A 25,904-nucleotide genomic window follows, 5' to 3' on the forward strand; every position below is an offset into this window, starting at 1 on the left:
GCTTACAAAACTGGACTAGTCTGCACGCAGATGCGCGAAACGCCACGATCTTCTGCCCAATCTGTAGCTGCGGCTAGCGCCGCTTTCAGCGTCGTGTCGCTTTCGGGCAGAGAGACGTAGAAAACACCCTCACCCGACGCCTTGAAGCCGTAGCCCGTTCCGAAAAACCGACCGTCGTCGCTCGCCTCGATGATGAGCCAAGCGTCTTCGTCGGTCATTTGCGGCATCTGCTCGCTAGGTTGCAGGTAGATGTGTTCGATCATCACCCGGTTTTCTCACGATACTGCCAATGTCCGAAACGGGGTCGCTTGCCGACAGACCGCGTTTAATGCTTACGGCTTATTCCCGGTCTGGCCAATGGCGAGGGTGGGAGAAAGGGTCCGTGCTAGCCCTGCTTCGCGAGCACCCGTGCAATTTCGACGAAGTCGGCCACGCTGACCGTCTCCGCCCGTCGCGTCGGATCGATGCCGAGCGTGTCGAGTGCCGCGAGCGCGCCGGGAACCGGCTTCAGGCTCTGGCGCAGCATCTTGCGGCGCTGGCCGAAGGCGGCGGCGGTGAGGCGTTCCAGGTCGGCGAGCGCGACGCCGGGCGGCGCGTCGGTGGGTGCGAGATGGACGACTGCCGACATCACCTTGGGCGGCGGGGTGAAGGCGGAGCGATGGACCGGCATCGCGATGCGCGCGGTGCTGCGCCACTGGGACAGGACCGCCAGCCGGCCATAGGCGTCGCCACCCACCGGCGCGACGATGCGGTCGGCGACCTCGCGCTGGAACATGAGCGTCAGCGTCTGCCACCACGGGCGCCACGGTGCCGACAACCAGCCGACCAGCAGGGCGGTGCCGATATTATAGGGCAGGTTGGCGACGATGTGCGGCGGGGCGTCGAACAGCCCGGCATGGTCGATCGCCAAGGCATCCCCCTCGATCACCCGCAATTTGCCGGGATAGGCGACGGCGAGTTCGGCAAGCGCCGGAATGCAGCGCGAATCGCGCTCGATCGCGGTGACCTGTGCGCCGGCCGCCAGCAGCGCGCGGGTGAGGCCGCCGGGACCGGGGCCGACCTCCAGCACCGGCTGGCCGGCCAGATCGCCCGGGATGGCGGCGATGCGCGCGAGCAGCTGGGCATCGAACAGGAAATTCTGGCCGAGCGCGCGGCTGGCCTGAAGCCCGTGCGCGCGGATGACATCGCGCAAGGGTGGCAATGTTGGCGGCGACATGGTCAGGCGGCGGCTTCGGCGCGGTGCGCGGCCGCTTCGGCCGCCAGCCGGATCGCCGCGATCATCGCACCGGGTTCGGCACGGTCGGTGCCGGCCAGGTCGAACGCGGTGCCGTGATCGGGCGAGGTGCGGACGATCGGCAGCCCGAGCGTCATGTTGACGCCCTCGTCGAAATGCAGCGTCTTGAGCGGGATCAGCGCCTGATCGTGATAGCAGCAGATCGCGACGTCATAGCCGCCACGCGCGCGGGCGTGGAACATGGTGTCGGCGGCGAACGGACCGACCGCATCGATCCCGTCGGCCTGGAGCGCGTGGATGGCGGGCATCAGGATCTCGATCTCCTCGCGCCCGAGCGCACCGGCTTCGCCCGCATGCGGATTGAAGCCGGCAAAGGCGAGGCGCGGCCGTTCGATCGCGAAATTGCGCGTCAGCCCGCGCGCGGCGGCGCGGGCCTTGTTGACGACCAGATCGATGGTCAGCAGATCGCGCACCGCGGCCAGCGGCACATGGGTGGTGACCGGCACGACGCGCAGCGTCGGACCGGCGAGCATCATCACCGCATTCTCCGCCGCGACGCCGCAGCGTTCGGCGACGAATTCGGTTTGGCCGGGATGGGTGAAGCCGATCGCGTAGAGCTGCGCCTTGGCGACCGGGCCGGTAACGACCGCGGCCGCCGCGCCCGAGCGGGTCAGCCCGACCGCCATTTCGAGCGATTGCAGCGCGCAGATCGCGCCGGCGGGATCGGGATGGCCGGGGGTAATGTCGCCCGCGTCGGTCACCGCCACGACCGGCAGCGCGCCGTCGAAGATGGCGGCCGCTTCGCCCGGCGTGTCGATCCGCGCGATCGGGCCGCGCCACACGCGTTCGATCGCGCGCGGATCGCCCACCGCCACGAAGGGCGGGAGGCGTTCGGTTTCACGCCGAGCCCAGGCCTTGGCGATCACCTCCGGGCCGATGCCCGCCGGATCGCCCATCGAGATCGCCAGCGGCGGGGTCACCGTCGACGGCCCCCGGCCATCGTCAGCGATACTCGACGATCGCGTCGCGGCGCAGGTCGCGCAGCTTGCGCTGGGCGACCAGATTGACGCGTTCCTGCTCCATCGACGCCTGCATCTGCTCCATCGACGGCAGGCCGGCGCTGCGCGGATCGTCGCGGCCGCACAGCACGAGCACGCGCACACCCTCGTCCGGGGTGCCGAAGGGCGGCGTTGCCTGGCCGACCTGAAGCTGGAGCATGATCTCCTGAAGCGCGGGCGGCAGATCGCGCACGCGCACCGAATCATTGTCGACGACCTCGGCACCGAGGTCCTGGGCCACCGCGCCGACATTGCCGCAACCGCGGATCTGCTGCGTCGCCTGGGCAAAGGCGGCCGCGCGATCGGTCGCCTGCGCCTGGGTGGTGCCGGCGGGGAAGCGGATGGTCATCTGGCGCAGGCTCAGCCGCGCGTCGCGCGGGTCCGCGGTCAGCACCTTGCGCTTGTCGACGAGGTAAAGCAGCGAGAAGCCGCCCGGCACCTCGATCGGGCCGGCGACCTGGCCGATCTGCATCCGCTGCGCCGCGTCGGACAGCTGCGACGGGAGCATGCCGGGGCGCACCCAGCCGAGATCGCCGTTCACCGCCTTGGTCGACGCCTCCGAATAGGTGCGCGCGAAATATTCGAAGGGCGCGCCGCCGCGCATCTGTTCGAGCATCTGCTGGACCGCGGCGTAAACCTCGTCCGCGCGCTCGGGCGTGGCGGAGAGATAGACTTCCTTGAGGTGGAACTCCTCGGAGCCCTTGGAGGCTTCGAGGCGTTCGAGCACCGACTTCACTTCCTCCTCGCCGACATTGACGAAGGGCTGGACCTGGCGGCCGAGCAGGCGGTTCCACGCCAGCTCGCCCTCGATCTGGCGGACCATCGAGCGTTCGGAGGAGCCGACGCTGCGCAGATATTCGCGCATCTGATCGGGCGAGCGCCCGAAATTGCGCGAGATGCGGGCAAAGCCCTGCGCGATTTCCGTCGGCGTGATCGTGATCTCGTTGGCGGCGGCTTCCTGGATCTGCAGCGTCTCGTCGATCAGGCTGCGCAGCACCTGAAGGCGAAGCTGGTCGCGCTCCTGCGCCGACAGATTGATCTGGTTCAGCGCGACGATCATGTTGACGCGGTGGTCGACATCGGTCCCGGTGATGACCGCGCGATTGACGATCGCGGTCGGCTTGCGGATGTTGGGATCCTGCTTGCCGAAGATCTGGAGCCCCTCCGGGATGTTCAGCCCGGCGGCGCTGTCGCCGCCATCCTGGGTGGCGAGTGCGGCCGCGCCGGTCGTGGCGAGCGCTGCGGTCATGGCGAAGCGCACAAGGCCGCGCTTCCAAACGTCGATGTTCATCTTCACCCGATCAATCTTTCTCTCCGGCGTCACGGGCGCCGGCCACTGCGTGCCGCATATCTTTCACAATTGCGGCTGAACCGGGGCTTACCGCCCGAGATTCTTCAATTCCAGCGTCAGCAGATAGCTGTTGCCGCGCCGCGCGTCACCCAAATCCTGATAGTCGCGACGCCAGGTCAGGCCAAGTTTGAGGCAGTCATCCTCATAGGCGAAGCCAAGCCGGTGCCGCACCGGCTGGAAACCGTCCGACGGCGACAGCGTGTCCTCGTTGCGGTCGGTCAGGTCGACCGTCGCCGATCCGAACAGCGACCAGAAGCCGGCAAAGGCGACGCGCGCGCCGACCCGGGCTTCCTCGCGATCCTGAAGATCCTCGCCCGTCGTCGCGATATCGCGGTTGAGCCGGAGATAGCCGAGCAGCACATAGGTCTTGCGCGAGCCGACGGTCGCGTCGACCTCGTTGCGGCGCACGGCCAGATTGTCCTTGTCGAGCCGATAGCGGTGGGTCAGCGACACGAAGTCGCGGAAGCGGACGTCGGTGCGCCCGACGATGTCCGACAATCGGTCGCTGAGCCCGGTGCCCTCGGGCAGGATCGCGGTGCGGTTGTTCAGCCGATAGCTTTGCCCGACATTGGCGTCGATCGCCACGCCGGGCAGGCTGAGCGCATATTCGACGCCATAGGTGACGCGCGACGAATCCTCGAACCGGTCATAGCCGGGGAAGCGGTTGAGCGAGAACAGGTTGACGTCCTCAAGGTCGATGGCGCGCGAATCCTCGTTCGGGATCTGGAAATTGCGGATGCGCGGCGCGACGACCAGCTGGACGCGCGGCGTGATCCGCTGGGTCCCGCCCAGCGCCGCGCCGATGAACGGCCATATGACGTCGAGCGCGGCGAGCGCGATCCCGCGTGCCTGGAAACCGTCGCGACCGCGATAGCTTTCGACCAACGTCGTCAGCACATCGTCGCTGTTGTAGAGGTCGCCGCGCACCAGACCGGTGAGCGTGATGTCGTGCCCCCAGTTGCTGACCCGGCGCAGGTCCCATTGCGCGGAGGCGAAGGCGCGCTGGGTATCCTGCCCATCGGCGCGGGCAAGCGCGAGCGTGCTGGCGTTGATGCGGATGACGCCGCCCAGCAGCGGGTCGGCGATGCGGCGCCGATATTCGATTTCCGGCAGCGCGATCGGCTGGAGCGACTGGGTATCGCCGAGGCGCAGCGTCTGGACCGCCCAGCCGTTGATCGCGAAATAGCTGTCGCGATCGATCCGCTCGACATTGAAGAAGCTGCGCAGCCGGTCGTCGCGCGAAATGTCGTAGCGGCGCAGGAAGGTGCGGTCGGTCGCAACGCGCAGCGTGCCGGCGATGCTCCAGCGCGGGTCGAGCTGAAACCGCCCGTTGCCGTCGATATAGCCGCGGAACTGCTGATCGCTGTCGACCAGCCCGCCGCCGGGGCCACGATCGTCGCTCTGCCGGCTGTAGGTTGCGTAACCGCGCACGCGATAGGCGCCCCGGTCGGTCAGCGCGCGATATTCGCCCTCCAGCAGCGGCAGCGAGTCGGTGAACAGGTGGGGCGTGAGCGTCAGGTCGCGGTTGGGCGACAGGTTGAAATAATAGGGCACCGCGATTTCGAGGCCGTTGACGCGATCGAGCCGGATCTGGGGCGCGAGCACGCCATTGTCGCTGAAATCGCCGACCGGATGCGAGAAGGCCGGCAGCGGCAGCGTGGCGAAGCCGAAGATCGACAGGCGCGCGCCATAATAGCGGATGCGGTGGCGCGCGGGATCATAGACGACGCGGACCGCCGTGATCTTCCACGACGGCTCCTTCGGGCAACCCTCGTTCGAGGTTACCGCGCACGGGGTATAGGCCGCGCGCTCGACCGTCACGACGCCGCCGTCCGAGCGCGTGCCGCGTTCCGCCGCGATCCGCCCGCCCTGATCAAGCACGACGAGCATGTTTTCGACCATGCCGTCGCGCAGCGTGTCGGTCAGTTCGATGCGGTCGCCATAGGCCACGTCGCCTTCGGGATTGGTGACCGCGATGTTGCCGTCGGCGACGACCTGACCCGATTTGCGGTCCCAGCGCACCCGGTCGGCGCGCAGCCGGTTGCCGGCGCGGCTGAGCCGCACGTCGCCGCGCGCGACGACGATGTCGCCTTCGCTGTCATATTCAAGCTCGTCGGCGGAGAACAGGATCTCTTCCTCCGCATCCGACTGGGCGATGTCGGCGGCGGTCGGCGGCGCGACCGGGCGGTCGGACAGGTCCTGGGCAGCGGCACCGCCGGTGGCGAACAGCGAAAACGCGCCGAACAGGATCAGGGCGTTACGCTTCACCTCGACCAACCTCTTCTATGCGCTCGGGCGGAGGAGCGCGCCAGTGACGGTCGCGTCCTATCGCACCGGTCACCGCATTCCGCAATCGCAAGCGGTCGCGGCGTTGCGCCCCGGGCGGTCGGGGCCTAGATGCCGAGATCTGCCGGACGACGCCGCGCGGCACGCCGCGGTGCCGCCCATGGACCGAACGATAACAGAAAGATCGCGCATGAATATCGAACTGGCCACCGTCATCCCCGCCGCCGCGGTGGTGGTCGTCCCCGTCCTGAAGGCGCGCGCCGCCGAGCTCGCGCTCCGCGCAATCGCCGCCGCCAATCACAAGCTGGTGAACGCCGCGCTGGAGGGCGCGCGCTTCGACGGCGATCCGGGCAGCCTGGTCGAGCTGGTGCTGCCGGACGGCGAGGCGGTGCAGCGGCTGGTGATCCTGGGCATCGGCGAGGGGCAGGAGGGCGAGCTGGAGCGCGCGGCCGGCGCGCTGGTCGGTCGCTATCTGGTGTCGGGCCATACCGCACTGGCGGTCGACTGGTCGGGCGTCGCGTCGATGCTCAGCGCGGCGGGCATCGCGCGCTTCGCCGCTGCCGCAGTCCAGCGCGGCTGGCGCTACGATGTCTATCGCACCACGCTGAGCGAGCGTCAGCGCCCGACGCTGGCGACGGTGACGATGGTCGGCACGCCCGACGGGACGGCGGCCGAATGGGCGCATCGCGACGCGGTGACCCAGGGGCTGCTGTTCACCCGCGCGCTGGTGACGGAGCCCGCCAACATCCTGTATCCCGAAAGCTTCGTCGAACGGTGCAGCGGCCTGGCCGAGCTGGGCGTGACGCTGACCGTGCTCGACGATGCGGCGATGCGCGAGCTGGGCATGGGTGCGCTGCTGGGCGTGGCGCAGGGATCGGTGCGCGGCGCACGGCTGCTGGCGATGCACTGGGATGGACGCGGCGATGGCGGCAATCCCGATGTCGCGCTGGTCGGCAAGGGCGTGACCTTCGACACCGGCGGCATCTCGATCAAGCCAGCGGCCGGCATGGAAGACATGAAGTGGGACATGGGCGGCGCGGGCGCAGTCGCGGGCGCGATGCGCGCGCTGGCGCTGCGCAAGGCGCGCGCGAACGTGATCGGCGTCGTCGGCCTGGTTGAGAACATGCCCGACGGCAATGCGCAGCGCCCCGGCGATGTAGTCACGTCGATGTCGGGCCAGACGATCGAAGTCATCAACACCGATGCCGAGGGGCGGCTGGTGCTGTGCGACGTGCTGACCTGGGTCCAGCGCAATTACCGGCCGGGCACGATCGTCGACCTTGCCACGCTGACCGGCGCGATGATCGTGTCGCTGGGGCATGAGCATGGCGGGCTGTTCGCCAATGACGATGCGCTGGCCGATCAGTTGCTGGCGGCGGGCAGGGCGACCGGCGACCTGTTGTGGCGCTTCCCGCTGGGGGATGCGTACAACAAGCTGCTCGATTCGCCGATCGCGGACATGAAGAATGTCGGCCCGCGCGGCGCGGGGTCGATCACGGCGGCACAGTTCATCCAGCGCTTCGTCGATGTCGGCGTGCGCTGGGCGCATCTCGACATTGCGGGCATGGTGTGGGCGGACAAGCCCGGCGCGACGCATGACAAGGGCGCGACCGGCTATGGCGTGCGTCTGCTCGACCGGTTCGTCGCCGATCATTTCGAGCGTTGAGCGTTTGCCCGGAATGCGCGCTTGATCGATGTGAGGCCCGGATTACCCGTCTCCCCGGGCTTGACCCGGGGCCCCGCTGTTTCTTGCGGCGGATCAGATAGCGGGACCCCGGCTCAGGGCCGGGGTGACGGGGAAAAATGGGCTGTGTCTCGCGACAATTGCCATTATTCGTCACCGTCTAAGGTTCGGCGGGTGGTGTGGGACATGGCGGCGTGAAGGTCGATTTCTACCACCTGACCCGCCAGCCGCTCGACGCGGTGCTGCCGCGCATCGCCGAGAAGGTGCTGGCCGATGGTGGCCGGCTGGAGATCGTGGCGGGCGACGCGGAGCAGCGCGCCGCGATCGACCGGTTCCTGTGGACCTGGTCGGCGGAAAGCTTCCTGCCCCATGCGATCGCCGGCGCGATGGACGATGCCCGCCAGCCGATCCTGATCCGCGCGGCGATTGCGGCGCCCGATCCGGCGGGGCATGTCGCAATCGCCGACGGGCACTGGCGCGACGAGGCGCTGGGGTTCGCGCGCGCGTTCCACTTCTTCGACGACGCGACCATCGCCGAATCGCGCGCGGCGTGGAAGGCGCTGGCGACGCGCGATGGCGTCGAGCGGCGTTACTGGAAGCAGAACGCGCACGGACGCTGGGAGCAGGCGGCTTGAGCGCCAAGCGGGCGGCGCTTGCATCTTTGCCGGCCCGCGACTAGGGAGCCGCGACTTTCCCATTCCCCATCAAGACAGGAGCCCGAACGGCCATGGCCGCCACCCGGACCTTTTCGATCATCAAGCCCGATGCCACCCGCCGCAACCTCACCGGTGCGATCACCAAGCTGCTGGAGGATGCGGGCCTGCGGGTCGTCGCGTCGCGCCGCATCCGCATGAGCCGCGCGCAGGCCGAGAAATTCTATGGCGTGCACAAGGAACGGCCGTTCTTTGCCGACCTGGTTGCGTTCATGACCTCGGGCCCCGTCGTCGTCCAGGTGCTGGAAGGCGAGAATGCGGTCGCGCGCAACCGCGAGGTGATGGGTGCGACCAACCCCGAGAACGCGGCCGAAGGCACGATCCGCAAGCTCTATGCCGAGTCGATCGAGGCCAACAGCGTCCATGGTTCGGATTCGGACGAGAACGCCGCGATGGAAATCGCGCAGTTCTTCAAGCCGGAAGACATTGTCGGCTGATTCCGCGTATCGCCGCGCCGGTTCGCTGCCGGCGCGGTCGTGTCGGGGACCCGGCATTGAAAGTCACCGATTTGGCATCGTGCCGGCTTGCCAGGATTGGCCGCCCGGGCCTAGCATCGCAGGACCATCAAGCGTTACGCGTTAGGTCCGGCGATGCCCTTCAACGATCCTTGGGAGCCCTATCGACCGGGCGACTTTATCTTCGGCATCAACGAGGCGATCGCCGCCTTTCAGAAGGCGAAGTCGGTGGCAAAAGCGACGACCGCGGACAGCGTCGTGACGGTCCGTCAGCTCACCGACCAGCGATCTGGCCTGGACAAATTTTCCGACGCCCGGCTGGCACAGAACACCGCGTATCTCGACAGCCTGGAGCGGCATCCCAAATATCATGCCGTCTATTCCGGTGGGTCGGCGAGCCCGGGCACGCCCAAGTCGAACGCCCAGTTTCGGCTGAAATCGAAAAACGCGCTCAATCACTATGTCGAGGCCGGGATCGGTGTACACTTCATCCTGGACGGGCTGAACCTCGACGAAGTCGTCAACAAGAACTTCAAGGTTCCGGGTAAGCCGCAAAGCCCGAACAACGAATTCAAGCATTCGGCGACCGACAAGATCCGGACGGTCACCGGAGCCGAGTTGCGCTGGATCTACCGAAATCGCGACCGCCCCGACGTGCAGAAATTCGTGCAGTTCTGGTTCAAGGGCAATCCGTGTCCGCCGCCATGGACGCTTCTGTTCAAGGCGCTCGATTCCACGGCCCCGGACTGGCAGATTTACGAGGACAGCCGCCACGGCGGCGTGGCCGCATCGTCGTCGGCGACGACGGTCTAGAATGCGTCGGCGACATCCATCAGCCGGGTGAGCCGTTTCGGCGCGGCCAGCCGCCAGCTGCGCGCCAGCCATTCGCCGACATGCGCCCAGTCGGTGTCGCCGGTGTCGAGCCGCACGCCGATCCAGCCCGACGGCCCCAGATAGGGCGGGCGATAGTAGAGCGCGGGATCGCGTTCGATCAGCATCGCCTGTTCCTCGACCCCGCTGGTGCGCACCAGCACCGCGGTGATGCCGTTGCCGTGATGGTCGGCGGAGAAATAGGCGAAGAACTTCCCGCCCTCGACGAAGAAGCCCGGCGCGCCGTGCGACAGCTTCTCGCGCGCTTCGGGCAGCGCCAGCGACAGCTCGCGTACACGGCTCAGCGGATCGTCGGCAGGCTGCCCGGCGCGCACCCAATCGGCGAGGATGCGCGGATATAGCTGATGCTCGGCGATTAGCACGCGCGCTGCCAGGGATTCGGCAGTGTCACCCGGCAGGATCGCGACGGGCGTCTGGCCCAACACCGGGCCGTCATCCAGTTCGGCAGTGACGAGGTGAACCGAACAGCCGCCATGGCTGTCGCCCGCCGCCAGTGCGCGTTCGTGCGTGTGCAGCCCCTTGTAAGCAGGGAGCAAAGACGGGTGGATGTTGACCATCCGTCCGGCCCAGCGTTCGACAAATTCGGGCGACAGCAGCCGCATATAGCCGGCGAGCGCGACATGGGTGACGCCGGCTTCGCGCAGCGCCGCGTCGATCCGCGCGTCGAAATCGGCGCGCGCCATTCCCTTGTGGCTCAACGCGAAGGTGGCGATGCCCTCCGCGGCCGCAAGCGTCAGGCCCGCTGCGTCCGGGTCGTTGCTGGCGACCAGCGCGAGGGCAAAGGAGCAATCGGCCGCGCGCGAGGCGTAGAGCAGCGCCGCCATGTTCGACCCGCGTCCCGAGATCAGAACGCCCAGACGCGCACGATCAGCCATGCACGTGCGTCGCGGTCCAGGGCGCGCGCGCGCTCCACGTCTCCGCGCTGCCCGTGACCGTACAGCCGCGCTCGCCAGCCGCCACCTCGCCGAGCGTGAACACCGTCTCGCCCGCCGCGGTCAGCTCGGCGGCGATCGCGTCGGCCGTGTCGACGGTGACGATCGCAACCATGCCGATCCCGCAGTTGAAGGTGCGCGCCATCTCCTCGGGCTCGATGCGGCCCTGTGCCTGCAGGAATGCCATCAGGCGCGGCAGCGGCCAGCGATCGGCGTCGATGCGCGCGTGGCAGCCAGCGGGGAGGACGCGCGGCACATTCTCAAGCAGCCCGCCGCCGGTGATGTGCGCGAGGCCGTTGATCCGCCCCGCGCGCACCAGCGGCAACAGGCTGCGCACATAGATGCGCGTCGGCGCCATCAGCGCGTCGATCAGCAGCACGTCCTGATCGAACAGCGCGGGGCGATCGAGCTTCCAGCCGCGATCGGCGGCGAGGCGGCGGACGAGCGAGAAGCCGTTGGAATGAACCCCGGTCGAGGCGAGGCCCAGGATGACGTCGCCCGGCGCGATCCGTCGCCCGTCGAGCAGCCGGTCGCGCTCGACCGCGCCGACGCAGAAGCCGGCGAGGTCATAGTCGCCATCGGCATACATGCCGGGCATCTCGGCCGTCTCGCCGCCGATCAGCGCGCATCCGGCCTGACGGCACCCCTCCGCGATGCCCGCGATCACGCGTTCGGCGACCGCATTGTCGAGTTTGCCGCTGGCGTAGTAGTCGAGAAAGAACAGCGGCTCCGCCCCCTGGACGATCAGGTCGTTGGCGCACATCGCGACGAGATCGATGCCGACGCCGTCGTGGCGGCCGCTGTCGATCGCGAGCTTGAGCTTGGTGCCGACCCCGTCATTGGCGGCAACCAGCAGCGGATCGGTGAAGCCGCACGCCTTGAGATCGAAAATCCCGCCGAAGCCGCCCAGATCGGCATCGGCCCCGGCGCGGCGGGTGGCGCGCGCCAGAGGGGCAATCGCGCGGACCAGCGCGTTGCCGGCGGCGATCGAGACCCCGGCCTGGGCATAGGTATAGGGGGTGTCAGCGGGATCGGGATCGGTCATTGCGACCGACTAGCCAGTTCGGGCTTGGATTTCCACGCCCGCTTCGCCAAAAGACCCCCGAAATGGTTCGCGTCGGTTCCCACCGCCTGTTGATCGCCGCGCTGGCGGCCTGTGCCATGGCCGGCGGCGGGATCGTCGCCGCGCAGCAGGGTGCGGCGCCGGCGGCCGCGCCGGTATCGGCATCGGGCAGTTTCGAGGTGGGCGGGGTGCGCGTCGACGTCGCCGGCCCGAATGCGGAGGCCGCGCGGCTGGCGGGGTGGAAGCTGGCGGAGCGCCGCGCCTGGACCCAATTGTCGCGCCGGCTGCGTGGCAGCGAGGTCGCGCTGCCCGAGGGCGCCATCGACGGCCTGGTCAGCGGCATCATCATCGAGAACGAACAGATCGGACCCAACCGCTATATCGCGCGGCTGGGCGTCCTGTTCGACCGCAACCGCGCCGCCGCGATCCTGGGTGTCGCGGCACGCTTTGCGCGGTCGGCCCCGCTGGTGCTGATGCCGGTCGAATGGTCGGGCGGCACCGGCACGGTGTTCGAGCGCGAAACCGAATGGACGCGCGCCTGGGCCCGGTTCCGCACGAGCAACAGCGCAATCGACTATGTGCGGCTGACCGGCACGGGCCCCGACCCGTTGCTGTTCGACGTGGGACAGATCGGCCGGCGTGGCCGGGGGTGGTGGCGCACGATCCTGGACCAATATGGCGCGGACGATGTGCTGATTCCGCAGGTCCACCTCTATCGCCAATGGCCCGCCGGGCCGGTGGTCGGCGAGTTCATCGCGGGTTTCGGTCCCGACAACCGCATCCTCACCCGCTTCACGCTGCGCGTCGACAATGCCGACGCGCTGCCCGCGCTGCTCGACGAGGGGGTGCGGCGTATCGATGCGGCCTATCAGGACGCGCTGCGCCGCGGCCGGCTGCGCCCCGACGCGCTGCTCGCGGTGCGGCCGCCATCGCCCGAGGACGAGGTCGATCCCGCCGCGATCGAGGTCGACGACCTGCCGGTGGTGCCGACCGCGACGACCGGCGGCGCGATCATCAACGTTCAGTTCGATTCGCCCAGCGCCGGTGCGGTCACCGGCACAGAGTCCGCGCTGGCGGCGGTGCCTGGGGTCCGGTCCGCATTGACGTCCAGCCTGGCGCTCGGCGGGATTTCGGTGATGCGCGTCACCTATGACGGGTCGATCGCCGCCCTGCGCGCGGCGCTTGAGGCGCGCGGCTGGCAGGTGCAGGAAGGGCCGGGGACGCTGCGGATCCGGCGTGGGGCCTCGCCCGCGCCCGCCGCACCGGCCGCAGGCGCGGGGGACGCCCCGCAAAACGCGACGAACGAATGAACCAGCTCAACCTGCCGCTCGGCCCCGTGGCTGGCGCGCAAGAGGGCCAGTTCATCGTCAGCGAAGCCAATGCGCGCGCGGTGCACCACATCGAACATTGGGGCGCGTGGCCGGTGGCGGCGGCGCTGCTGACCGGGCCGCGCAAGTCGGGCCGCAGCCTGCTGGGGCGCATCTTTGCCGCGCGATCGGGCGGGCGGGTGATCGACGATGCCGAGCGCCAGGACGAGGAAACGCTGTTCCACGCATGGAACCACGCCCAGGCCGAGCGCCGGCCGCTGCTGATCATCGCCGACGTGCCGCCGCCCGAATGGCCCATCGCGCTGCCCGACCTGCGTTCGCGCATCGCGGCGACCCCTGTTGAGCGGATCGCGCCACCCGATGATGCGTTGATCATCCAGCTGATCCAGCGCGGGCTGGACGCGCGTGCGCTCTATTCGCGGCCCGACGTCGCGGCGTGGCTCGCCGGGCGCATCGAACGCAGCTATGTCGCCATAGAGCGAGTCGTCGACCTGCTCGAAACCGAGGCGCGCAGTCGTGACCGCCGTCGCCTGTCGGTTCAGCGGGCACGCGAATGGCTCGACGCCGCCGGGCTGCTGATCGACGAACCGACAATGGAGGAAACGGAGAAATTGTGACCGACCGCGCCGCCAAGTCCGCGACCCCGTCGGTGCTGTCGCCGATCGCCGCGCCCGACACGCGTTATTTCAACCGCGAGCTGTCGTGGCTGGCGTTCAACCGCCGCGTGCTGGAGGAGGCGTCCAACCTGGCGCACCCATTGCTCGAACGGCTGCGCTTCCTGTCGATTTCGGCATCCAATCTGGACGAGTTCTTCATGGTCCGCGTCGCGGGCCTGAAGGGCCAGCAGCTACAGAATGTCGAACAGAAATCGGTCGACGGGCTGACACCCACCCAGCAGCTCAACGCGATCGTCGAGGATGCCGGCGAGCTGGTCGACGCGCAGCAGGAATTGTGGCGCGACCTGCGCGTCCAGCTGGCGGTGAACGGCATTGCCGTGCTCGACCGCCACGAGATCGACGACGAGACCGCGGTATGGCTGCAAACCCATTTCCGCGAGCAGATCTTTCCGATCCTGACCCCGCAGGCGCTCGATCCGGCGCACCCGTTCCCGTTCATCCCCAACAAGGGGTCGAGCGTGATCTTCGACCTGGTGCGGCGCAGCGACCGCGAGCCAGTGCGCGAGCTGGTGCTGTTGCCGCCGACCATGCCGCGCTTTGTCCGCCTGCCTGGCGCGGCGGCGCGCTATGTCACCGTCGAGACGCTGATCAAGCATTTTTCCAGACTGCTGTTCCCCGGTTACGACGTCCAGGGCGCGGCGACGTTCCGCGTGCTGCGCGACAGCGACATCGAGGTCGAGGAAGAGGCCGAAGACCTCGTCCTTTATTTCCGCACCGCGATCAAAAGGCGGCGGCGCGGGCGCGTCATCCGGCTGGAGATGGAAACCGGGATCAGCGCGGAGCTCGAGGCGATCCTGCTCGAGGAATTGGGCGGGAGCGAGGCGCTGCTGACCGAAACGGGCGGGTTCCTGGGCATCGGGGACCTGAGCATGCTGGTCGACGAGGATCGCCCCGACCTGAAGTTCACGCCGTTCAGCCCGCGCTTTCCCGAGCGCATCCGCGAATATGGCGGCGACTGCTTCGCCGCGATCCGCGCCAAGGACATCATCGTCCACCACCCCTATGAGAGTTTCGACGTCGTCCTGGCGTTCCTGAAACAGGCCGCGAACGATCCCGACGTGGTCGCGATCAAGCAGACGCTGTATCGCGCGGGCAAGCAGTCGGCGGTCATCCAGGCGCTGATCGCCGCCGCCGAGAACGGCAAGTCGGTCACCGCGGTCGTCGAATTGAAGGCGCGTTTCGACGAGGAGCAGAATCTGTTGTGGGCCGACGCGCTGGAGCGCGCGGGCGTCCAGGTCGTCTATGGCTTCATCGACTGGAAGACGCATGCCAAGGTGTCGATGGTCGTGCGGCGCGAAGAGAATTGCTATCGCACCTACTGTCATTTCGGGACGGGCAATTACCATCCCGTCACCGCGCGCATCTATACCGACCTCAGCTTCTTCACCGCCAATCCGTGCCTGGGGCGCGACGCGGCGCAACTGTTCAACTACATCACCGGCTATGTCGAACCGACGCGGCTGGAGCTGCTGTCGATCTCGCCCGGCGGCTTGCGCCAGCGGCTCGTCGAGCTGATCGACGCCGAAATCGCGCATGCCCGCGCCGGCCGCCCGGCGGAAATCTGGGCCAAGATGAACTCGCTGGTCGATCCCGCGATCATCGAGAAGCTGTACGAGGCAAGCAGCGCGGGGGTGGAGATCGACCTGATCGTGCGGGGCATCTGCTGCCTGCGCCCCGGGGTCGCCGGCCTGTCCGACCATATCCGCGTCAAGTCGGTGGTCGGCCGTTTCCTGGAACACAGCCGCATCTGGTGCTTCGCCGACGGCAAGGCGCTGCCCCACAATGCTGCGCGGGTCTACATTTCGTCCGCCGACTGGATGCAGCGCAATTTCGACCGGCGCGTCGAATATATGCTGCCCATCACGACGCCGACGGTCCACGACCAGGTGCTCGACCAGGTGATGGTCGCCAACCTGATCGACACCGAGCAAAGCTGGGTGCTGCACCCGGACGGCGAGTATGAGCGGCTGGAAGCCGGCGCGCGGCCGTTCAACCTGCATCGCTATTTCATGACCAACCCGTCGTTGTCGGGACGCGGCGCGGCGCTGGCGAGCGCCGAATCGATGCCGAAAAAGCTGTCGCTGCGCCGGCGCGGCGGCGCGGGCGCGAGCGAAGCGGCGGAATGACCTCGCTATTGCTCAGCCGCGGTCGCCAGGCGGCGCGGCTCCGGGGCGGGGACCGGGCGAGCGAGCGCGTCGCGATCATCGACATCGGGTCGAACTCGATCCGCCTCGTCGTCTATCAGGGGCCGGCGCGGCTGCCCGCGATCCTCTTCAACGAAAAGGTGATGGCGGGGCTGGGCCGCAGCCTGAATGCCACCGGCGCGATTGATGCGGATGCGCTGGCGGCGGCGGAGGTCGCGCTCGCCCGGTTCGCGTGGGTCGCCCGCGAGATGGAGGTGTCGCGGCTGCGCACCGTCGCCACTGCCGCGGTGCGCGACGCGAGCAACGGCGCCGAACTCATTGCGGCGGCGGCGCGACTGGGGCTGAAGGTCGAATTGCTGTCGGGCGAGGCCGAGGCGATCGGCGCGGGACTCGGGTTGTTGTCCGCCGTGCCCGACGCCGACGGCATTGTCGGCGACCTGGGCGGCGGCAGTTTGGAGCTGGTGCGGGTCCGCGACGGCGAGCTGCACGAACGCGCGTCGTTTCCGCTCGGCGTGCTGCGGGTCAGCGGGATCCGCGCGACGGGCAAGGGCGCGCTCGACCGGCGGGTGCGCGAGCTGATCGGCGAAACCGGCTGGGCGGGCAAGGGCGCGGGCCTTCCGCTCTATCTGGTCGGGGGGTCGTGGCGGGCGCTGGCGCGGCTCGACATGCACCTGACCGGCTATCCGCTGCCGGTGATGCACCAGTATGAGATGCCGCCCGCGACGATCGCGCGGCTGATCCGCACGCTCGGTCATCTGTCCAAGGGCAAGCTGAAGGCGGTGCCCAACCTGTCGGGCGGGCGCATCCCGACGCTGAGCGACGCCGCGTCGCTGCTGGCGAAGCTGATCCGCCACCTCCAGTCACGGACCACGATCGTCTCCGCCTTCGGGCTGCGCGAGGGGCTGCTTTATGAGCAACTGAGCGGGGTCGAGCGGGCGCAGGACCCGTTGATCGTCGCGGCGCGCGACGAGGGCGCGCGGCTGGGCCGCTTTGCCGAGCATGGCGACCTGCTCGACCAGTGGATTGCGCCGCTGTTTGCCGACGAGGCGCCCGAGCTGGCGCGGCTGCGCCATGCCGCGTGCCTGCTCGCCGATGTCGGCTGGCGCGCCAATCCCGAGTTCCGCGCCGAGCGCGGTGTCGAGATCGCGCTACATGGCAACTGGGTGGCGATAGACGGCTTCGGCCGCGCGATGATCGCGCAGGCGCTGTTCACCTGTCTGGGCGGCGGCATCGCGTCGCCCGATCCGCTGATGCGGCTTGCCGACTATGAATCGCTCGAGCTGGCGTGTCGCTGGGGGCTGGCGATGCGGCTGGGCCAGCGGCTGTCGGGCGGGGTGGCCGGGCCGCTCCAGCGCACACGGCTGGCGGTGGAGGATCGCCGGTTGCTGCTGCGCACCGAGCCTGCCGACGCGATTCTCTATGGCGAAGCGGTCGAACGCCGCCATCGCGCGCTGGCGGCGCTGTGCGGGCTGGAGGCGCGGCTGGGTTGAAGCTCCGGGCGCGGTGGTGCGCGTTCGTTGCGGCCGCCGTTGCGTGTGGATGCCCGATCAAGTCCGGCATGACGGGTGGGAGGCCCGCGTAGCCCTTTTCCCGATCTTCACCCCGTCCTCGTGCCGGGGTGACGGCGAAGACCGTAACGGTGGGGCTAGACGTGCAGTTCCTGCTCACCCGCAGGCGAGGCGGGTCACGACATTCTTTTCGTCGACGTCGATGTTGAGCCGATCCTGACGATAGTCCATCGTCACTGCCATTCCGGGCTGGATCCAGCGCAGCGTGCGCGCACCGCTGCGGTCGCGGGCGTCGAGCCCGAGCGCGGCGGTGGCGGGCCGCCCGATCAGGTCCTGCACCGGCGCCGCGTCGCACTCGCCCGCGTCGGCGACGGGCGGCGGGGGCGCGGTACCGCCAGGGGCGGCGCATCCGGCCATCATGAGGGCAAGCAGCAGGGGCGGCTTCGCGATCATGCCTTTTCCTCCGTTCGCGTCATCTTGAGCTTGCCATTGCGCACCGCGAAGGCGAGCTGACCCTCGACCAGCGCGAGCGCGTCGCGGCCGAACTGCTCGAAGCGCCAGCCCTCCAGGATCGACAGGCCCTGGCGCTGGCCCGCCGCCAGCGCCTCCAGATCGTCGGAGCGGGCGAGCAGCCGCGCGGCGACGTCCAGCTCGCGCGCGCGAATCTTGAGCAGCAGCTTGAGCAGGTCGGCGACCAGCGATCCTTCGCGCCCGAGCGAGGGCTTGCGGTCGTCGCGCGCGGGCAGTTCGTCGGCGCGCATCGGCGTCGCGGCGGCGAGTGCCGCCATCAGCCGCGCGCCGATGTCGTTCGACCCCCAGCTGGCCGACAACCCGCGCACCCGCGTCAGGTCGCTTTGGCTGCGCGGCGGATTGCCCGCCAGGTCGGCGATCGTCTCGTCCTTCACGATGCGGCCGCGCGGCAGGTTCTTGCCCCGCGCTTCGACCTCGCGCCAGCGGGCCAGCGCCTTCAGCCGCCCGAGCACGTCGGGCTTGCGGCTGTTGATGCGGATGCGTTGCCACGCGTCGTCGGGGTCGGTCACGTAATTGGCGGGATCCGCGGTGCGCTCCATCTCCTCGTCCAGCCAGTTGCCGCGCCCGGTCTTGCGCAGCCGTTCGAGCATCTTGGGGAAGATGGCGGACAGATGCGTGACGTCGGCGATCGCATAGTCGATCTGGCGCTTGTCGAGCGGACGGCGGCTCCAGTCGGTGAAGCGCGCGCCCTTGTCGATCGACACGCCCAGCCAGGCATCGACCAGGTTGGAATAGCCGACCTGCTCGCCTTGCCCCAGCGCCATCGCTGCGATCTGGGTGTCGAACACCGGATGGGGCGTCTTGCCGGTCAGGTTCACGACGATTTCGATATCCTGGCCGCCGGCGTGAAAGACCTTCAGCACGTCCTCATTGTCGGTCAGCAGCTCGAGCAGCGGGGTCAGATCGATGCCCGGTGCCATCGGGTCGATCGCCGCGGCCTCATTGGCGTCGGCGACCTGGATCAGGCACAGCTCGGGCCAGTAGGTGTTTTCGCGCATGAACTCCGTATCGACCGTGATGAAGGGCGATTGGGCAAGCCGGGTGCAGAGATTGGCGAGGGTTGCGCTGTCCTCGATCAGGCCGTGAATATGCATCTTCCTTCCATAGCGATGTCGCGCCGCTTGACAAAGGGTGGCGCGGCGCGGATTCGCGCGGCTCGCATTTTCACCGGCGGCGCGGGGCCGCGCCGCGAAACTAGAGACCGCAACGTCATGCACGCCTATCGCACCCATCACTGCGCCCAGCTGACCGCCGCCCAGGTCGGCGAGACCGTCCGACTGTCGGGCTGGGTCCACCGCAAGCGCGACCATGGCGGCGTGCTGTTCATCGACCTGCGCGATCATTACGGCATTACCCAGATCGTCGCGGACAGCGATTCACCCGCGTTGCCGATACTGGAATCGGTACGCACGGAGTCGGTCGTCACCATCGACGGCGTGGTCAAGAAGCGGTCCGACGCGACGATCAACCCGAACCTGCCGACCGGCGAGATCGAGGTGTTCGCGCGCGGGGTGACCGTCCAGTCGGCGGCGCACGAGCTGCCGATGCCGGTCGCGGGCGAGGCGGAATATCCCGAGGATATCCGGCTGCGCTATCGCTATCTCGATCTGCGGCGCGAGAAGGTCCACGCCAACATCATGCTGCGCGCGCAGGTGATCGCTTCGCTGCGCCGCCGGATGATCGACCAGGGCTTTACCGAGTTCCAGACGCCGATCCTGACCGCGTCGTCGCCCGAGGGCGCGCGCGACTATCTGGTCCCCAGCCGCGTCCATCCGGGGAAGTTCTATGCGCTGCCCCAGGCGCCGCAGATGTTCAAGCAGCTGCTGATGGTCGCCGGCTTCGACCGCTATTTCCAGATCGCGCCGTGCTTCCGCGACGAGGATGCGCGCGCCGACCGGTCGCCCGGCGAGTTCTATCAGCTCGATTTCGAAATGAGCTTCGTCACGCAAGACGATGTTTTTGCAGCGATCGAGCCGGTGCTGCACGGCGTGTTCGAGGAATTTGCCGACTGGCAGGGCAAGGGCCGCACCGTGTCGTCGCTGCCGTTCCGCCGCATCCCGTACCGCGAATCGATGCTGAAATATGGCAACGACAAGCCTGACCTGCGCAATCCGATCGAGATCGTCGACGTGACCGATCATTTCCGGGGTTCGGGCTTCGGTATCTTCGCGTCGCTGGTCGACAGCGGCAGCGTGATCCGAGCGATCCCGGCGCCCGGTGCGGGCGCGGGCAGCCGGAAGTTCTTCGACGACATGAACAACTGGGCCAAGTCCGAAGGCTTTTCGGGGCTGGGCTATATCAACATCAAAGGTGGCGAGCCCGGCGGGCCGATCGCCAAGAACCACGGGGCGGAAGCGACGGCGAAGCTGGTCGAGTCGCTGGGGCTCGGCCCCGATGACGGCGTGTTCTTCGCCGCCGGCAAGGAGGCACAGGCGGCGAAGCTGGCGGGTCTGGCGCGCACGCGCGTGGCCGAGGAGCTGAAGCTGATCGACGACAGCCGCTTCGAATTCTGCTGGATCGTCGACTTCCCGATGTTCGAATATGACGAGGACGCGAAAAAGGTCGATTTCAGCCACAACCCGTTCTCGATGCCGCAGGGCGAGCTGGAGGCGCTGGAGACCAAGGATCCGCTCGACGTGCTGGCGTACCAGTATGACATCGTCTGCAACGGCGTGGAGCTGTCGTCAGGCGCGATCCGGAATCACCGGCCCGAGATCATGTACAAGGCGTTCGAGATCGCCGGCTATACCCGCGAGGACGTCGACACGAATTTTGCGGGCATGATCAACGCCTTCAAGTTCGGCGCGCCGCCGCACGGCGGCTCCGCGCCGGGCGTCGACCGCATCGTCATGCTGCTGGCGGACGAGCCGAATATCCGCGAAGTCATCACCTTCCCGATGACCCAGAAGGCCGAAGACCTGATGATGGGCGCACCGGGCCCGGTCAGCGCCAAGCAGCTGCGCGAGCTGAATATCCGGCTGGTGGAAGCGGCGAAGGGGTAAGGGGCGCTCGGACGCTAGTTCGGTTCGGAGCCAACGCTCGCTCATTCGTCGTGCCGGTCTCATGCCGGCATTCACGGTGCCGTGCCGAGCGAACGTTGGTGCAATGGGCGCGGTGGACCCCGGCACGAGGCCGGGGTGACGAAGGGAAGGGGCGGGGTCGCGCTCGTCCTGGCCTTCCAAACCTGCCCCGCTCCTCCACATTGTTACCACTCTCGGATCGTCACCCCGGCCTTGTGCCGGGGTCCACCGGGCCGCGCAGTACCGAAGGTTGTGACATTTCGTCCGTGAATCTCGGCACAAGGCAGGGATGACTAGGACATCGCCAGAGCGCGCGTCACTCCAACGTTATCACGCTCTGATGGCGCGGTGGAGCCCGGCACAGGGACGGGGTGAAGGCTTTGAGAACGGCTGGCAGTCCGCCGCTTGCCCTGACCGTCCATGCCGGCCACACTCGCGCCCATGACCATCAAGCTCTCCGACTATGAACGCGGCGCGTCGTTCGCGGGCGACTATTCCGATGCACTGAAGGATGTGCAGGAACGCCTGGAGCGCATCCAGGTCGCGCATATCTGTCACAAGCGCGCCGCCATCATCGCGATCGAGGGATGGGATGCGGCGGGCAAGGGCGGGATCATCAAGCGGCTGACGTCGCTGTGGGACCCGCGCTATTTCGAGGTCTATCCGATCGGTGCGCCGACGCCGGAGGAGAAGGGCCGGCATTTCCTCTACCGTTTCTGGACCAAGCTGCCCCAGCCGGGTGATATCAACGTGTTCGACCGAACCTGGTACGGCCGGGTACTGGTCGAGCGGGTGGAGGGTTTCGCGACCAAGGCGGAGTGGAAGCGCGGCTATGACGAGATCAACGCGTTCGAGGCGCAGCAGGCCGAAGCCGGCGTGACCCTGGTCAAGCTGTTCATCCACATCACCCAGGAAACGCAGGACCGCGAATTTGCCGAGCGGCTGGACGATCCGTGGAAGCACTGGAAGACCGGCGCGGAGGATTATCGCAACCGCGCGCGGCGCGCCGACTATCTGGACGCGATGGCCGACATGTTCGCGCGCACCGACACCAAGGTCGCGCCCTGGACGGTGATCGACGGCAATGACCGCAAGGCGGCACGGATCGCGGCGCTGACCGCGATCGCCGATGCGCTGGAAGCAAAGGTGTCGATGACGCCGTCGGCGCTCGACCCCGATTTCGAGGCGATGGCGCGCGCCACGCTCGCCGCGAAGTGACGCGGCGAGCGTGGCCCCGCCATGGTGATGACCCTGGCGGCGGTCGTCTCAGGCGCGCTGATCGCGACCGCGCTCGGCCTGCTCGTCGCGTTGCTGCTGGGCGAGGCGGCCGGCGGCTGACGCAGATCAGGCCGCGGCGCGGAACTCGCCGTCGGGGCCCATTACGTGGAGCACGCCGTCGCTGATCGCGAAGAAGGCGCCGTGAAGCTTGAGCTTGCCCGCCGCCTCGCGCTCGGGAATGAAGGGGAAGGTGCGCAGATTGGCGATCGAGGTGCGCACGGTTTCCAGCTCCATCTCGCGCGCGGCCTCCGGGCTGTCGCCGAACTTGGCGCGCACCCGCGCACGCGCATCGTCGAGCAGGCTGACCCAGTCATGGACGAAGCCGCCCTCGCCCGGGGCGGAATCATGGAACATGCCGGTCAGCGCGGCATGAGCGCCGCCGCACTTGCCATGGCCCATGACGACGATTTCCTCGACCTCCAGCTTGGTCACCGCAAATTCGAGCGCGGCCGAGACGCCGTGATGGCCCGGCGACGTCTCGAACGGCGGAACCAGATTGGCGACGTTGCGCACGACGAAAATCTCGCCGGGCAGCGTGTCGAAGATCTGCGCGGGCTCGACGCGGCTGTCGGAGCAGGCAATGACCATCAGCTTGGGCGCCTGGCCCTCGGCCAGCGTCTCCCAGCGTTCGCGCTGGCGACGATAATCCGCGGTCCGGAACCGCTGATAGCCATCGAGCAGGTCGGTGAAATCGGTCATGGGTACTCCGTTCGATCGGTCAAATCCGCTCGGTTGAAGTAGCGACCCTGCGGGCATATTGCATCCGCATGAGGCGGGCCAGCAATGATTTGTTACGTGACGCCGCGTCCGCCCGTGCCCGCGATGCGGGCGGTGGTTGTGCGCGCCGGAGCGCATCGCTATCTCGCTGGCCATGAACGATCCCAGCCCCGTCCTTCGTCCCGCCACGCCGGCCGCGTCCGAACCGCGCCAGCGCAAGCCCGACTGGATCCGCGTCAAGGCACCGACCTCGACCGGCTTTGCCGAGACGCGCCAGCTGATGCGCCGGCTCAACCTGGCGACGGTATGCGAGGAGGCGGCTTGCCCCAATATCGGCGAGTGCTGGACCAAGAAGCACGCGACGGTGATGATCCTGGGCGATGTGTGCACGCGCGCCTGCGCCTTCTGCAACGTCAAGACGGGGATGCCGCGCAAGGTCGACCCGCTGGAGCCCGAGCATGTCGCGGTCGCCGCCGCCGAGCTGGGGCTTGAGCATATCGTCATCACCTCGGTCGACCGCGACGATTTGCCGGATGGCGGCGCGAGCCAGTTCGTCAAGGTGATCGAGGCGCTGCGGCGGAACACGCCGCGCACGACGATCGAGATCCTGACCCCCGATTTCCGCAACAAGGCCGAGGCCGCGGTCGAGGCGATCGTGGCGGCGCGGCCCGACGTCTATAACCATAATCTCGAAACCGTGCCGCGGCTTTATCCGACGATCCGCCCGGGCGCGCGCTATTATGCGTCGCTGCGGCTGCTGGAGAGCGTGAAGCGCCACGACCCGTCGATCTTCACCAAGTCGGGCATCATGCTGGGCCTGGGCGAGCAGCGGCTGGAAGTGCATCAGGTGATGGACGACATGCGGTCGGCCGATGTCGATTTCCTGACGATGGGCCAGTATCTCCAGCCGACGCCGCGCCACGCCAAGGTGATGGATTTCGTGACGCCCCAGGCGTTCGATTCCTTTGCTGCGATCGCGCGGGCCAAGGGGTTCCTGCTGGTCGCATCGTCGCCGCTGACGCGGTCGAGCTATCATGCCGGCGACGATTTCGCACGGCTGCGCGCCGCGCGCGAGGCGAAGCTCGCCAGGGCCTGACGCGATGCCGAAGCACAGCGAGACGCGGGTCTTGCCCTACACCCCCGAACAGATGTTCGACATGGTCGCCGATGTCGGTCGCTATGCCGAGTTCCTGCCCTGGGTCAGCGCGATCCGGGTGCGGTCGAACAACGACACCGAAATGGTCGCCGACATGATCGTCGGTTTCAAGGGATTGCGCGAGACCTTCACGTCGAAGGTCACCAAGTCGCGGCCCGAGCATCTGCATGTCGAATATGTCGACGGGCCGCTCAAATATCTGCGCAACGACTGGCGCTTCCGGCCCGACGGCGCGGGCGGCTGCGCGGTCGATTTCTGCGTCGACTTCGCGTTCAAGAACCGGATGTTCGAAATGCTGGCCGGCCAGGTGTTCGACCGCGCGCTGCGCAAGATGATCGGCGCGTTCGAGGCGCGCGCCGCGACGCTTTATGGCGCGACCGACGGCGGCATCAGCAAATCGAGCGCACACAGCGCCGCCTGAAGCCGGATCCCGCCGCGACCGTTGTTTTCAAACAGCCTGCTGTCGGCGACTACGTCCTTCGGATCGCCGCCGCGTTCAGCGCGCGCGAAGACGACCGTGCCGACCGGCTTCTTCTCCGTGCCGCCGCCGGGACCCGCGACCCCGGTGATCGCAACCGCGACGTCGGCGCGCGTCGCCTTCAGCGCGCCCTGTGCCATGCTCCACGCGGTTGCGATCGACACCGCGCCGAACGTATCGAGCACGTCCAGGCTGACCTTGAGCAAATCCATCTTGGCGACGTTGGAATAGGTGACGAAGCCGCCCTCCAGCACGTCGGACGAGCCCGAAATCTCGGTGAGCGCGGCGGCGACCAGGCCACCGGTGCAGCTTTCGGCGAGCGCGATGCGGCGACCGGCGGTGCGGTTCGCCTCGATCACCCGGCGGGCGGCGGCGACCAGTTCGGGCGGCAGCAGCGTGTCGATGGTCATCGCGGCAGCGGACAGATGTTGAGCGCGCGGGTGCGGCTGTTCTGCGCGCGCGCATCGATCTGGGCGAACAGGACGAGCAGCGCGGCGGTGTTGCGCGGCGGCAGCGGCTCGACCAGTGCCAGCGCGCGATCGATGACCGGGCAATCGGCGACATCGACCCGCGCGGCGATCAGCGGCCCGGCGAGCGCGCCGACCATCGGCCGGGCAAATTGCGAATCGAGGAATGCGAGGTTCTCGTCGCCGACCAGTGCGCCGAGCGCGCGGCGCGCCGCCGGCCAGGTGCGCGCGCCCTCATCGGCGTAGCGCGCGGTCAGCCGGCCGGTGCCGGTGCGCAGATAGGCGGAAGCGGGCAGGGCCGACGCGCAGCGATTGCCGACTTCGCGCACCAGATCGGGCAGGACATAGACGAACAGCGCCTCCGCATCGGCAGACGGGATGCAGGGCAGCGACGCCTGGCGCTGGGCGGCGAGCGCGTTCGCGCCGCTCGCTGCGAACAGCGCCGCGGCGGCGAGCCATCGAAGCACGGTCGATCTCATCATGGGTTCACGCCACTTTCTCCGCCGGAAGCCTGATGGTCGCGATCGCCTGCGCCGCGATGCCTTCGCCCCGTCCGGTAAAGCCGAGGCGCTCGGTCGTCGTCGCCTTGATGCTAACCTGCCCGGTGCCAAGCCGCAACAAGCCGGCGATGCGTTCGCGCATCGCGTCGCGATGGGGCCCGATCTTCGGCGCTTCGCAGATCAGGGTCAGGTCGATGAAATCGATGATGCCGCCCTGCGCCGCGACGAGCCCGGCGGCATGCGTCAGGAACTGCGCCGACTCCGCGCCGCGCCATTGCGGGTCGCTGGGCGGGAAGTGCGTGCCGATATCGCCGGCGGCGATCGTGCCGAGCAGCGCATCGGTGATCGCGTGGAGCGCGACATCGGCATCGCTGTGCCCGGCCAGCCCCTTGTGATGCGGGATGCGGACGCCGCCGAGCCATAGCTCCTCGCC

At 68.2% G+C, this 25,904-nt stretch carries 25 protein-coding genes; 12 read left to right on the plus strand and 13 right to left on the minus strand.

Annotation, left to right across the window (positions count from 1 at the left end):
• Positions 1–2 precede the first annotated feature (2 nt).
• From AX709_RS02070 to AX709_RS02090, 5 genes are all read right to left on the minus strand, one after another.
• Complete coding sequence (locus tag AX709_RS02070; RefSeq protein WP_066546289.1) at positions 3–263, minus strand: hypothetical protein; 261 nt, start codon at positions 261–263, stop codon at positions 3–5.
• Positions 264–385: 122 nt separating this feature from the next.
• Positions 386–1,216: a 16S rRNA (adenine(1518)-N(6)/adenine(1519)-N(6))-dimethyltransferase RsmA gene (rsmA, locus tag AX709_RS02075; RefSeq protein WP_066546291.1), complete on the minus strand. Its 831-nt coding sequence runs from the start codon at positions 1,214–1,216 to the stop codon at positions 386–388.
• 2 nt (positions 1,217–1,218) lie between these two features.
• Positions 1,219–2,214, minus strand: coding sequence for a 4-hydroxythreonine-4-phosphate dehydrogenase PdxA (gene pdxA, locus AX709_RS02080; RefSeq protein WP_156454111.1), 996 nt, complete (start codon positions 2,212–2,214; stop codon positions 1,219–1,221).
• 22 nt (positions 2,215–2,236) lie between these two features.
• Positions 2,237–3,583: a peptidylprolyl isomerase gene (locus AX709_RS02085; protein WP_066479872.1), complete on the minus strand. Its 1,347-nt coding sequence runs from the start codon at positions 3,581–3,583 to the stop codon at positions 2,237–2,239.
• Between the two features lie 87 nt (positions 3,584–3,670).
• Entirely contained in the window at positions 3,671–5,911 is a 2,241-nt protein-coding gene (locus tag AX709_RS02090) for an LPS-assembly protein LptD (RefSeq protein WP_066546294.1), read from the minus strand.
• Positions 5,912–6,119: 208 nt separating this feature from the next.
• On the opposite strand from AX709_RS02090, the gene AX709_RS02095 reads away from it, so the two are divergent.
• The 4 genes from AX709_RS02095 (at position 6,120) to AX709_RS02110 (ending at position 9,594) form a co-directional block, all read left to right on the plus strand.
• On the plus strand, positions 6,120–7,595 hold the full coding sequence (locus AX709_RS02095) for a leucyl aminopeptidase (protein WP_066546296.1): 1,476 nt from the start codon (positions 6,120–6,122) through the stop codon (positions 7,593–7,595).
• Between the two features lie 212 nt (positions 7,596–7,807).
• Positions 7,808–8,248: a DNA polymerase III subunit chi gene (locus tag AX709_RS02100; RefSeq protein WP_066480202.1), complete on the plus strand. Its 441-nt coding sequence runs from the start codon at positions 7,808–7,810 to the stop codon at positions 8,246–8,248.
• Positions 8,249–8,340: 92 nt separating this feature from the next.
• Positions 8,341–8,763, plus strand: coding sequence for a nucleoside-diphosphate kinase (gene ndk, locus AX709_RS02105; protein ID WP_066479869.1), 423 nt, complete (start codon positions 8,341–8,343; stop codon positions 8,761–8,763).
• Between the two features lie 153 nt (positions 8,764–8,916).
• Positions 8,917–9,594, plus strand: coding sequence for a hypothetical protein (locus AX709_RS02110; protein WP_066546299.1), 678 nt, complete (start codon positions 8,917–8,919; stop codon positions 9,592–9,594).
• Here AX709_RS02110 and purN read toward each other — a convergent pair.
• Both purN and purM read right to left on the minus strand, forming a co-directional pair.
• A complete protein-coding gene (gene purN, locus AX709_RS02115; RefSeq protein ID WP_066546301.1) occupies positions 9,591–10,547 on the minus strand; it encodes a phosphoribosylglycinamide formyltransferase in 957 nt (318 codons plus the stop codon). The two genes, AX709_RS02110 and purN, sit on opposite strands and share 4 nt — an antisense overlap.
• A complete protein-coding gene (gene purM, locus AX709_RS02120) occupies positions 10,540–11,649 on the minus strand; it encodes a phosphoribosylformylglycinamidine cyclo-ligase (RefSeq protein ID WP_066546303.1) in 1,110 nt (369 codons plus the stop codon). Before purM ends, purN begins: the two co-directional genes overlap by 8 nt.
• A 62-nt stretch (positions 11,650–11,711) precedes the next feature.
• Here purM and AX709_RS02125 point away from each other — a divergent pair, with 62 nt between their 5' ends.
• Genes AX709_RS02125 through AX709_RS02140 form a run of 4 tightly spaced genes read left to right on the plus strand, consistent with a single transcriptional unit; the run spans position 11,712 to position 17,306 of the window.
• Positions 11,712–12,977, plus strand: coding sequence for a hypothetical protein (locus AX709_RS02125; protein WP_066546308.1), 1,266 nt, complete (start codon positions 11,712–11,714; stop codon positions 12,975–12,977).
• Entirely contained in the window at positions 12,974–13,612 is a 639-nt protein-coding gene (locus tag AX709_RS02130) for a DnaA/Hda family protein (protein ID WP_066546311.1), read from the plus strand. Before AX709_RS02125 ends, AX709_RS02130 begins: the two co-directional genes overlap by 4 nt.
• A complete protein-coding gene (locus AX709_RS02135; protein WP_082731580.1) occupies positions 13,549–15,798 on the plus strand; it encodes an RNA degradosome polyphosphate kinase in 2,250 nt (749 codons plus the stop codon). The genes AX709_RS02130 and AX709_RS02135 overlap by 64 nt, the downstream gene beginning before the upstream one ends.
• A complete protein-coding gene (locus AX709_RS02140; RefSeq protein WP_066546314.1) occupies positions 15,795–17,306 on the plus strand; it encodes a Ppx/GppA family phosphatase in 1,512 nt (503 codons plus the stop codon). The genes AX709_RS02135 and AX709_RS02140 overlap by 4 nt, the downstream gene beginning before the upstream one ends.
• Before the next feature lie 174 nt (positions 17,307–17,480).
• On the opposite strand, the gene AX709_RS02145 is transcribed toward AX709_RS02140, so the two are convergent.
• On the minus strand, positions 17,481–17,777 hold the full coding sequence (locus AX709_RS02145) for an I78 family peptidase inhibitor (RefSeq protein WP_066479856.1): 297 nt from the start codon (positions 17,775–17,777) through the stop codon (positions 17,481–17,483).
• Positions 17,774–18,949 (minus strand): ribonuclease D, encoded by a 1,176-nt coding sequence (rnd, locus tag AX709_RS02150; protein ID WP_066479855.1) that lies wholly within the window; start codon positions 18,947–18,949, stop codon positions 17,774–17,776. The genes AX709_RS02145 and rnd overlap by 4 nt, the downstream gene beginning before the upstream one ends.
• A gap of 117 nt (positions 18,950–19,066) precedes the next feature.
• Here rnd and aspS point away from each other — a divergent pair, with 117 nt between their 5' ends.
• Both aspS and AX709_RS02160 read left to right on the plus strand, forming a co-directional pair.
• Positions 19,067–20,857, plus strand: coding sequence for an aspartate--tRNA ligase (gene aspS / locus AX709_RS02155; RefSeq protein ID WP_066546333.1), 1,791 nt, complete (start codon positions 19,067–19,069; stop codon positions 20,855–20,857).
• A 459-nt stretch (positions 20,858–21,316) separates the two neighbouring features.
• Positions 21,317–22,093, plus strand: a complete 777-nt coding sequence (locus tag AX709_RS02160; RefSeq protein ID WP_066546317.1) for a polyphosphate kinase 2 family protein — start codon at positions 21,317–21,319, stop codon at positions 22,091–22,093.
• 126 nt (positions 22,094–22,219) lie between these two features.
• On the opposite strand, the gene AX709_RS02165 is transcribed toward AX709_RS02160, so the two are convergent.
• Positions 22,220–22,852: a carbonic anhydrase gene (locus AX709_RS02165; RefSeq protein ID WP_066479851.1), complete on the minus strand. Its 633-nt coding sequence runs from the start codon at positions 22,850–22,852 to the stop codon at positions 22,220–22,222.
• Positions 22,853–23,024: 172 nt separating this feature from the next.
• Between AX709_RS02165 and lipA the strand changes: the two genes are divergently transcribed.
• Entirely contained in the window at positions 23,025–23,966 is a 942-nt protein-coding gene (gene lipA, locus AX709_RS02170) for a lipoyl synthase (RefSeq protein ID WP_066479845.1), read from the plus strand.
• A gap of 4 nt (positions 23,967–23,970) precedes the next feature.
• On the plus strand, positions 23,971–24,447 hold the full coding sequence (locus AX709_RS02175; RefSeq protein ID WP_066479843.1) for a type II toxin-antitoxin system RatA family toxin: 477 nt from the start codon (positions 23,971–23,973) through the stop codon (positions 24,445–24,447).
• Here the strand turns inward: AX709_RS02175 and AX709_RS02180 are convergent.
• From AX709_RS02180 to ispF, 3 genes are all read right to left on the minus strand, one after another.
• The gene (locus tag AX709_RS02180) at positions 24,393–24,914 is read right to left on the minus strand and encodes a CinA family protein (protein ID WP_066546320.1); all 522 of its coding nucleotides are present in this window, start codon (positions 24,912–24,914) and stop codon (positions 24,393–24,395) included. The two genes, AX709_RS02175 and AX709_RS02180, sit on opposite strands and share 55 nt — an antisense overlap.
• Positions 24,911–25,453 carry a hypothetical protein gene (locus AX709_RS02185; protein WP_066684647.1) on the minus strand — a complete coding sequence of 181 codons (543 nt, stop codon included), beginning with the start codon at positions 25,451–25,453 and terminating at the stop codon, positions 24,911–24,913. The genes AX709_RS02180 and AX709_RS02185 overlap by 4 nt, the downstream gene beginning before the upstream one ends.
• Before the next feature lie 4 nt (positions 25,454–25,457).
• The coding region (ispF, locus tag AX709_RS02190) for a 2-C-methyl-D-erythritol 2,4-cyclodiphosphate synthase (protein WP_082731581.1) at positions 25,458–25,904 on the minus strand (447 nt) is incomplete at its 5' end.

Source organism: Sphingomonas sp. CCH15-F11, from assembly GCF_001557005.1.
In the GTDB taxonomy this organism is placed as follows: domain Bacteria; phylum Pseudomonadota; class Alphaproteobacteria; order Sphingomonadales; family Sphingomonadaceae; genus Sphingomonas.

Excerpts from the sequence above, each read along its gene's own strand:
- lipA (WP_066479845.1), top strand. The coding sequence starts at position 23,025 with ATGAACGATCCCAGCCCCGTCCTTCGTCCCGCCACGCCGGCCGCGTCC.
- AX709_RS02185 (WP_066684647.1), bottom strand. The coding sequence starts at position 25,453 with ATGATGAGATCGACCGTGCTTCGATGGCTCGCCGCCGCGGCGCTGTTC.
- AX709_RS02125 (WP_066546308.1), top strand. The coding sequence starts at position 11,712 with ATGGTTCGCGTCGGTTCCCACCGCCTGTTGATCGCCGCGCTGGCGGCC.
- AX709_RS02145 (WP_066479856.1), bottom strand. The coding sequence starts at position 17,777 with ATGATCGCGAAGCCGCCCCTGCTGCTTGCCCTCATGATGGCCGGATGC.
- aspS (WP_066546333.1), top strand. The coding sequence starts at position 19,067 with ATGCACGCCTATCGCACCCATCACTGCGCCCAGCTGACCGCCGCCCAG.
- purN (WP_066546301.1), bottom strand. The coding sequence starts at position 10,547 with ATGGCTGATCGTGCGCGTCTGGGCGTTCTGATCTCGGGACGCGGGTCG.
- rnd (WP_066479855.1), bottom strand. The coding sequence starts at position 18,949 with ATGCATATTCACGGCCTGATCGAGGACAGCGCAACCCTCGCCAATCTC.
- AX709_RS02180 (WP_066546320.1), bottom strand. The coding sequence starts at position 24,914 with ATGACCATCGACACGCTGCTGCCGCCCGAACTGGTCGCCGCCGCCCGC.
- AX709_RS02070 (WP_066546289.1), bottom strand. The coding sequence starts at position 263 with ATGATCGAACACATCTACCTGCAACCTAGCGAGCAGATGCCGCAAATG.
- AX709_RS02165 (WP_066479851.1), bottom strand. The coding sequence starts at position 22,852 with ATGACCGATTTCACCGACCTGCTCGATGGCTATCAGCGGTTCCGGACC.
- ndk (WP_066479869.1), top strand. The coding sequence starts at position 8,341 with ATGGCCGCCACCCGGACCTTTTCGATCATCAAGCCCGATGCCACCCGC.
- AX709_RS02160 (WP_066546317.1), top strand. The coding sequence starts at position 21,317 with ATGACCATCAAGCTCTCCGACTATGAACGCGGCGCGTCGTTCGCGGGC.
- purM (WP_066546303.1), bottom strand. The coding sequence starts at position 11,649 with ATGACCGATCCCGATCCCGCTGACACCCCCTATACCTATGCCCAGGCC.
- AX709_RS02130 (WP_066546311.1), top strand. The coding sequence starts at position 12,974 with ATGAACCAGCTCAACCTGCCGCTCGGCCCCGTGGCTGGCGCGCAAGAG.
- rsmA (WP_066546291.1), bottom strand. The coding sequence starts at position 1,216 with ATGTCGCCGCCAACATTGCCACCCTTGCGCGATGTCATCCGCGCGCAC.
- AX709_RS02095 (WP_066546296.1), top strand. The coding sequence starts at position 6,120 with ATGAATATCGAACTGGCCACCGTCATCCCCGCCGCCGCGGTGGTGGTC.
- AX709_RS02175 (WP_066479843.1), top strand. The coding sequence starts at position 23,971 with ATGCCGAAGCACAGCGAGACGCGGGTCTTGCCCTACACCCCCGAACAG.
- AX709_RS02140 (WP_066546314.1), top strand. The coding sequence starts at position 15,795 with ATGACCTCGCTATTGCTCAGCCGCGGTCGCCAGGCGGCGCGGCTCCGG.
- AX709_RS02110 (WP_066546299.1), top strand. The coding sequence starts at position 8,917 with ATGCCCTTCAACGATCCTTGGGAGCCCTATCGACCGGGCGACTTTATC.
- AX709_RS02085 (WP_066479872.1), bottom strand. The coding sequence starts at position 3,583 with ATGAACATCGACGTTTGGAAGCGCGGCCTTGTGCGCTTCGCCATGACC.
- AX709_RS02135 (WP_082731580.1), top strand. The coding sequence starts at position 13,549 with ATGGCTCGACGCCGCCGGGCTGCTGATCGACGAACCGACAATGGAGGA.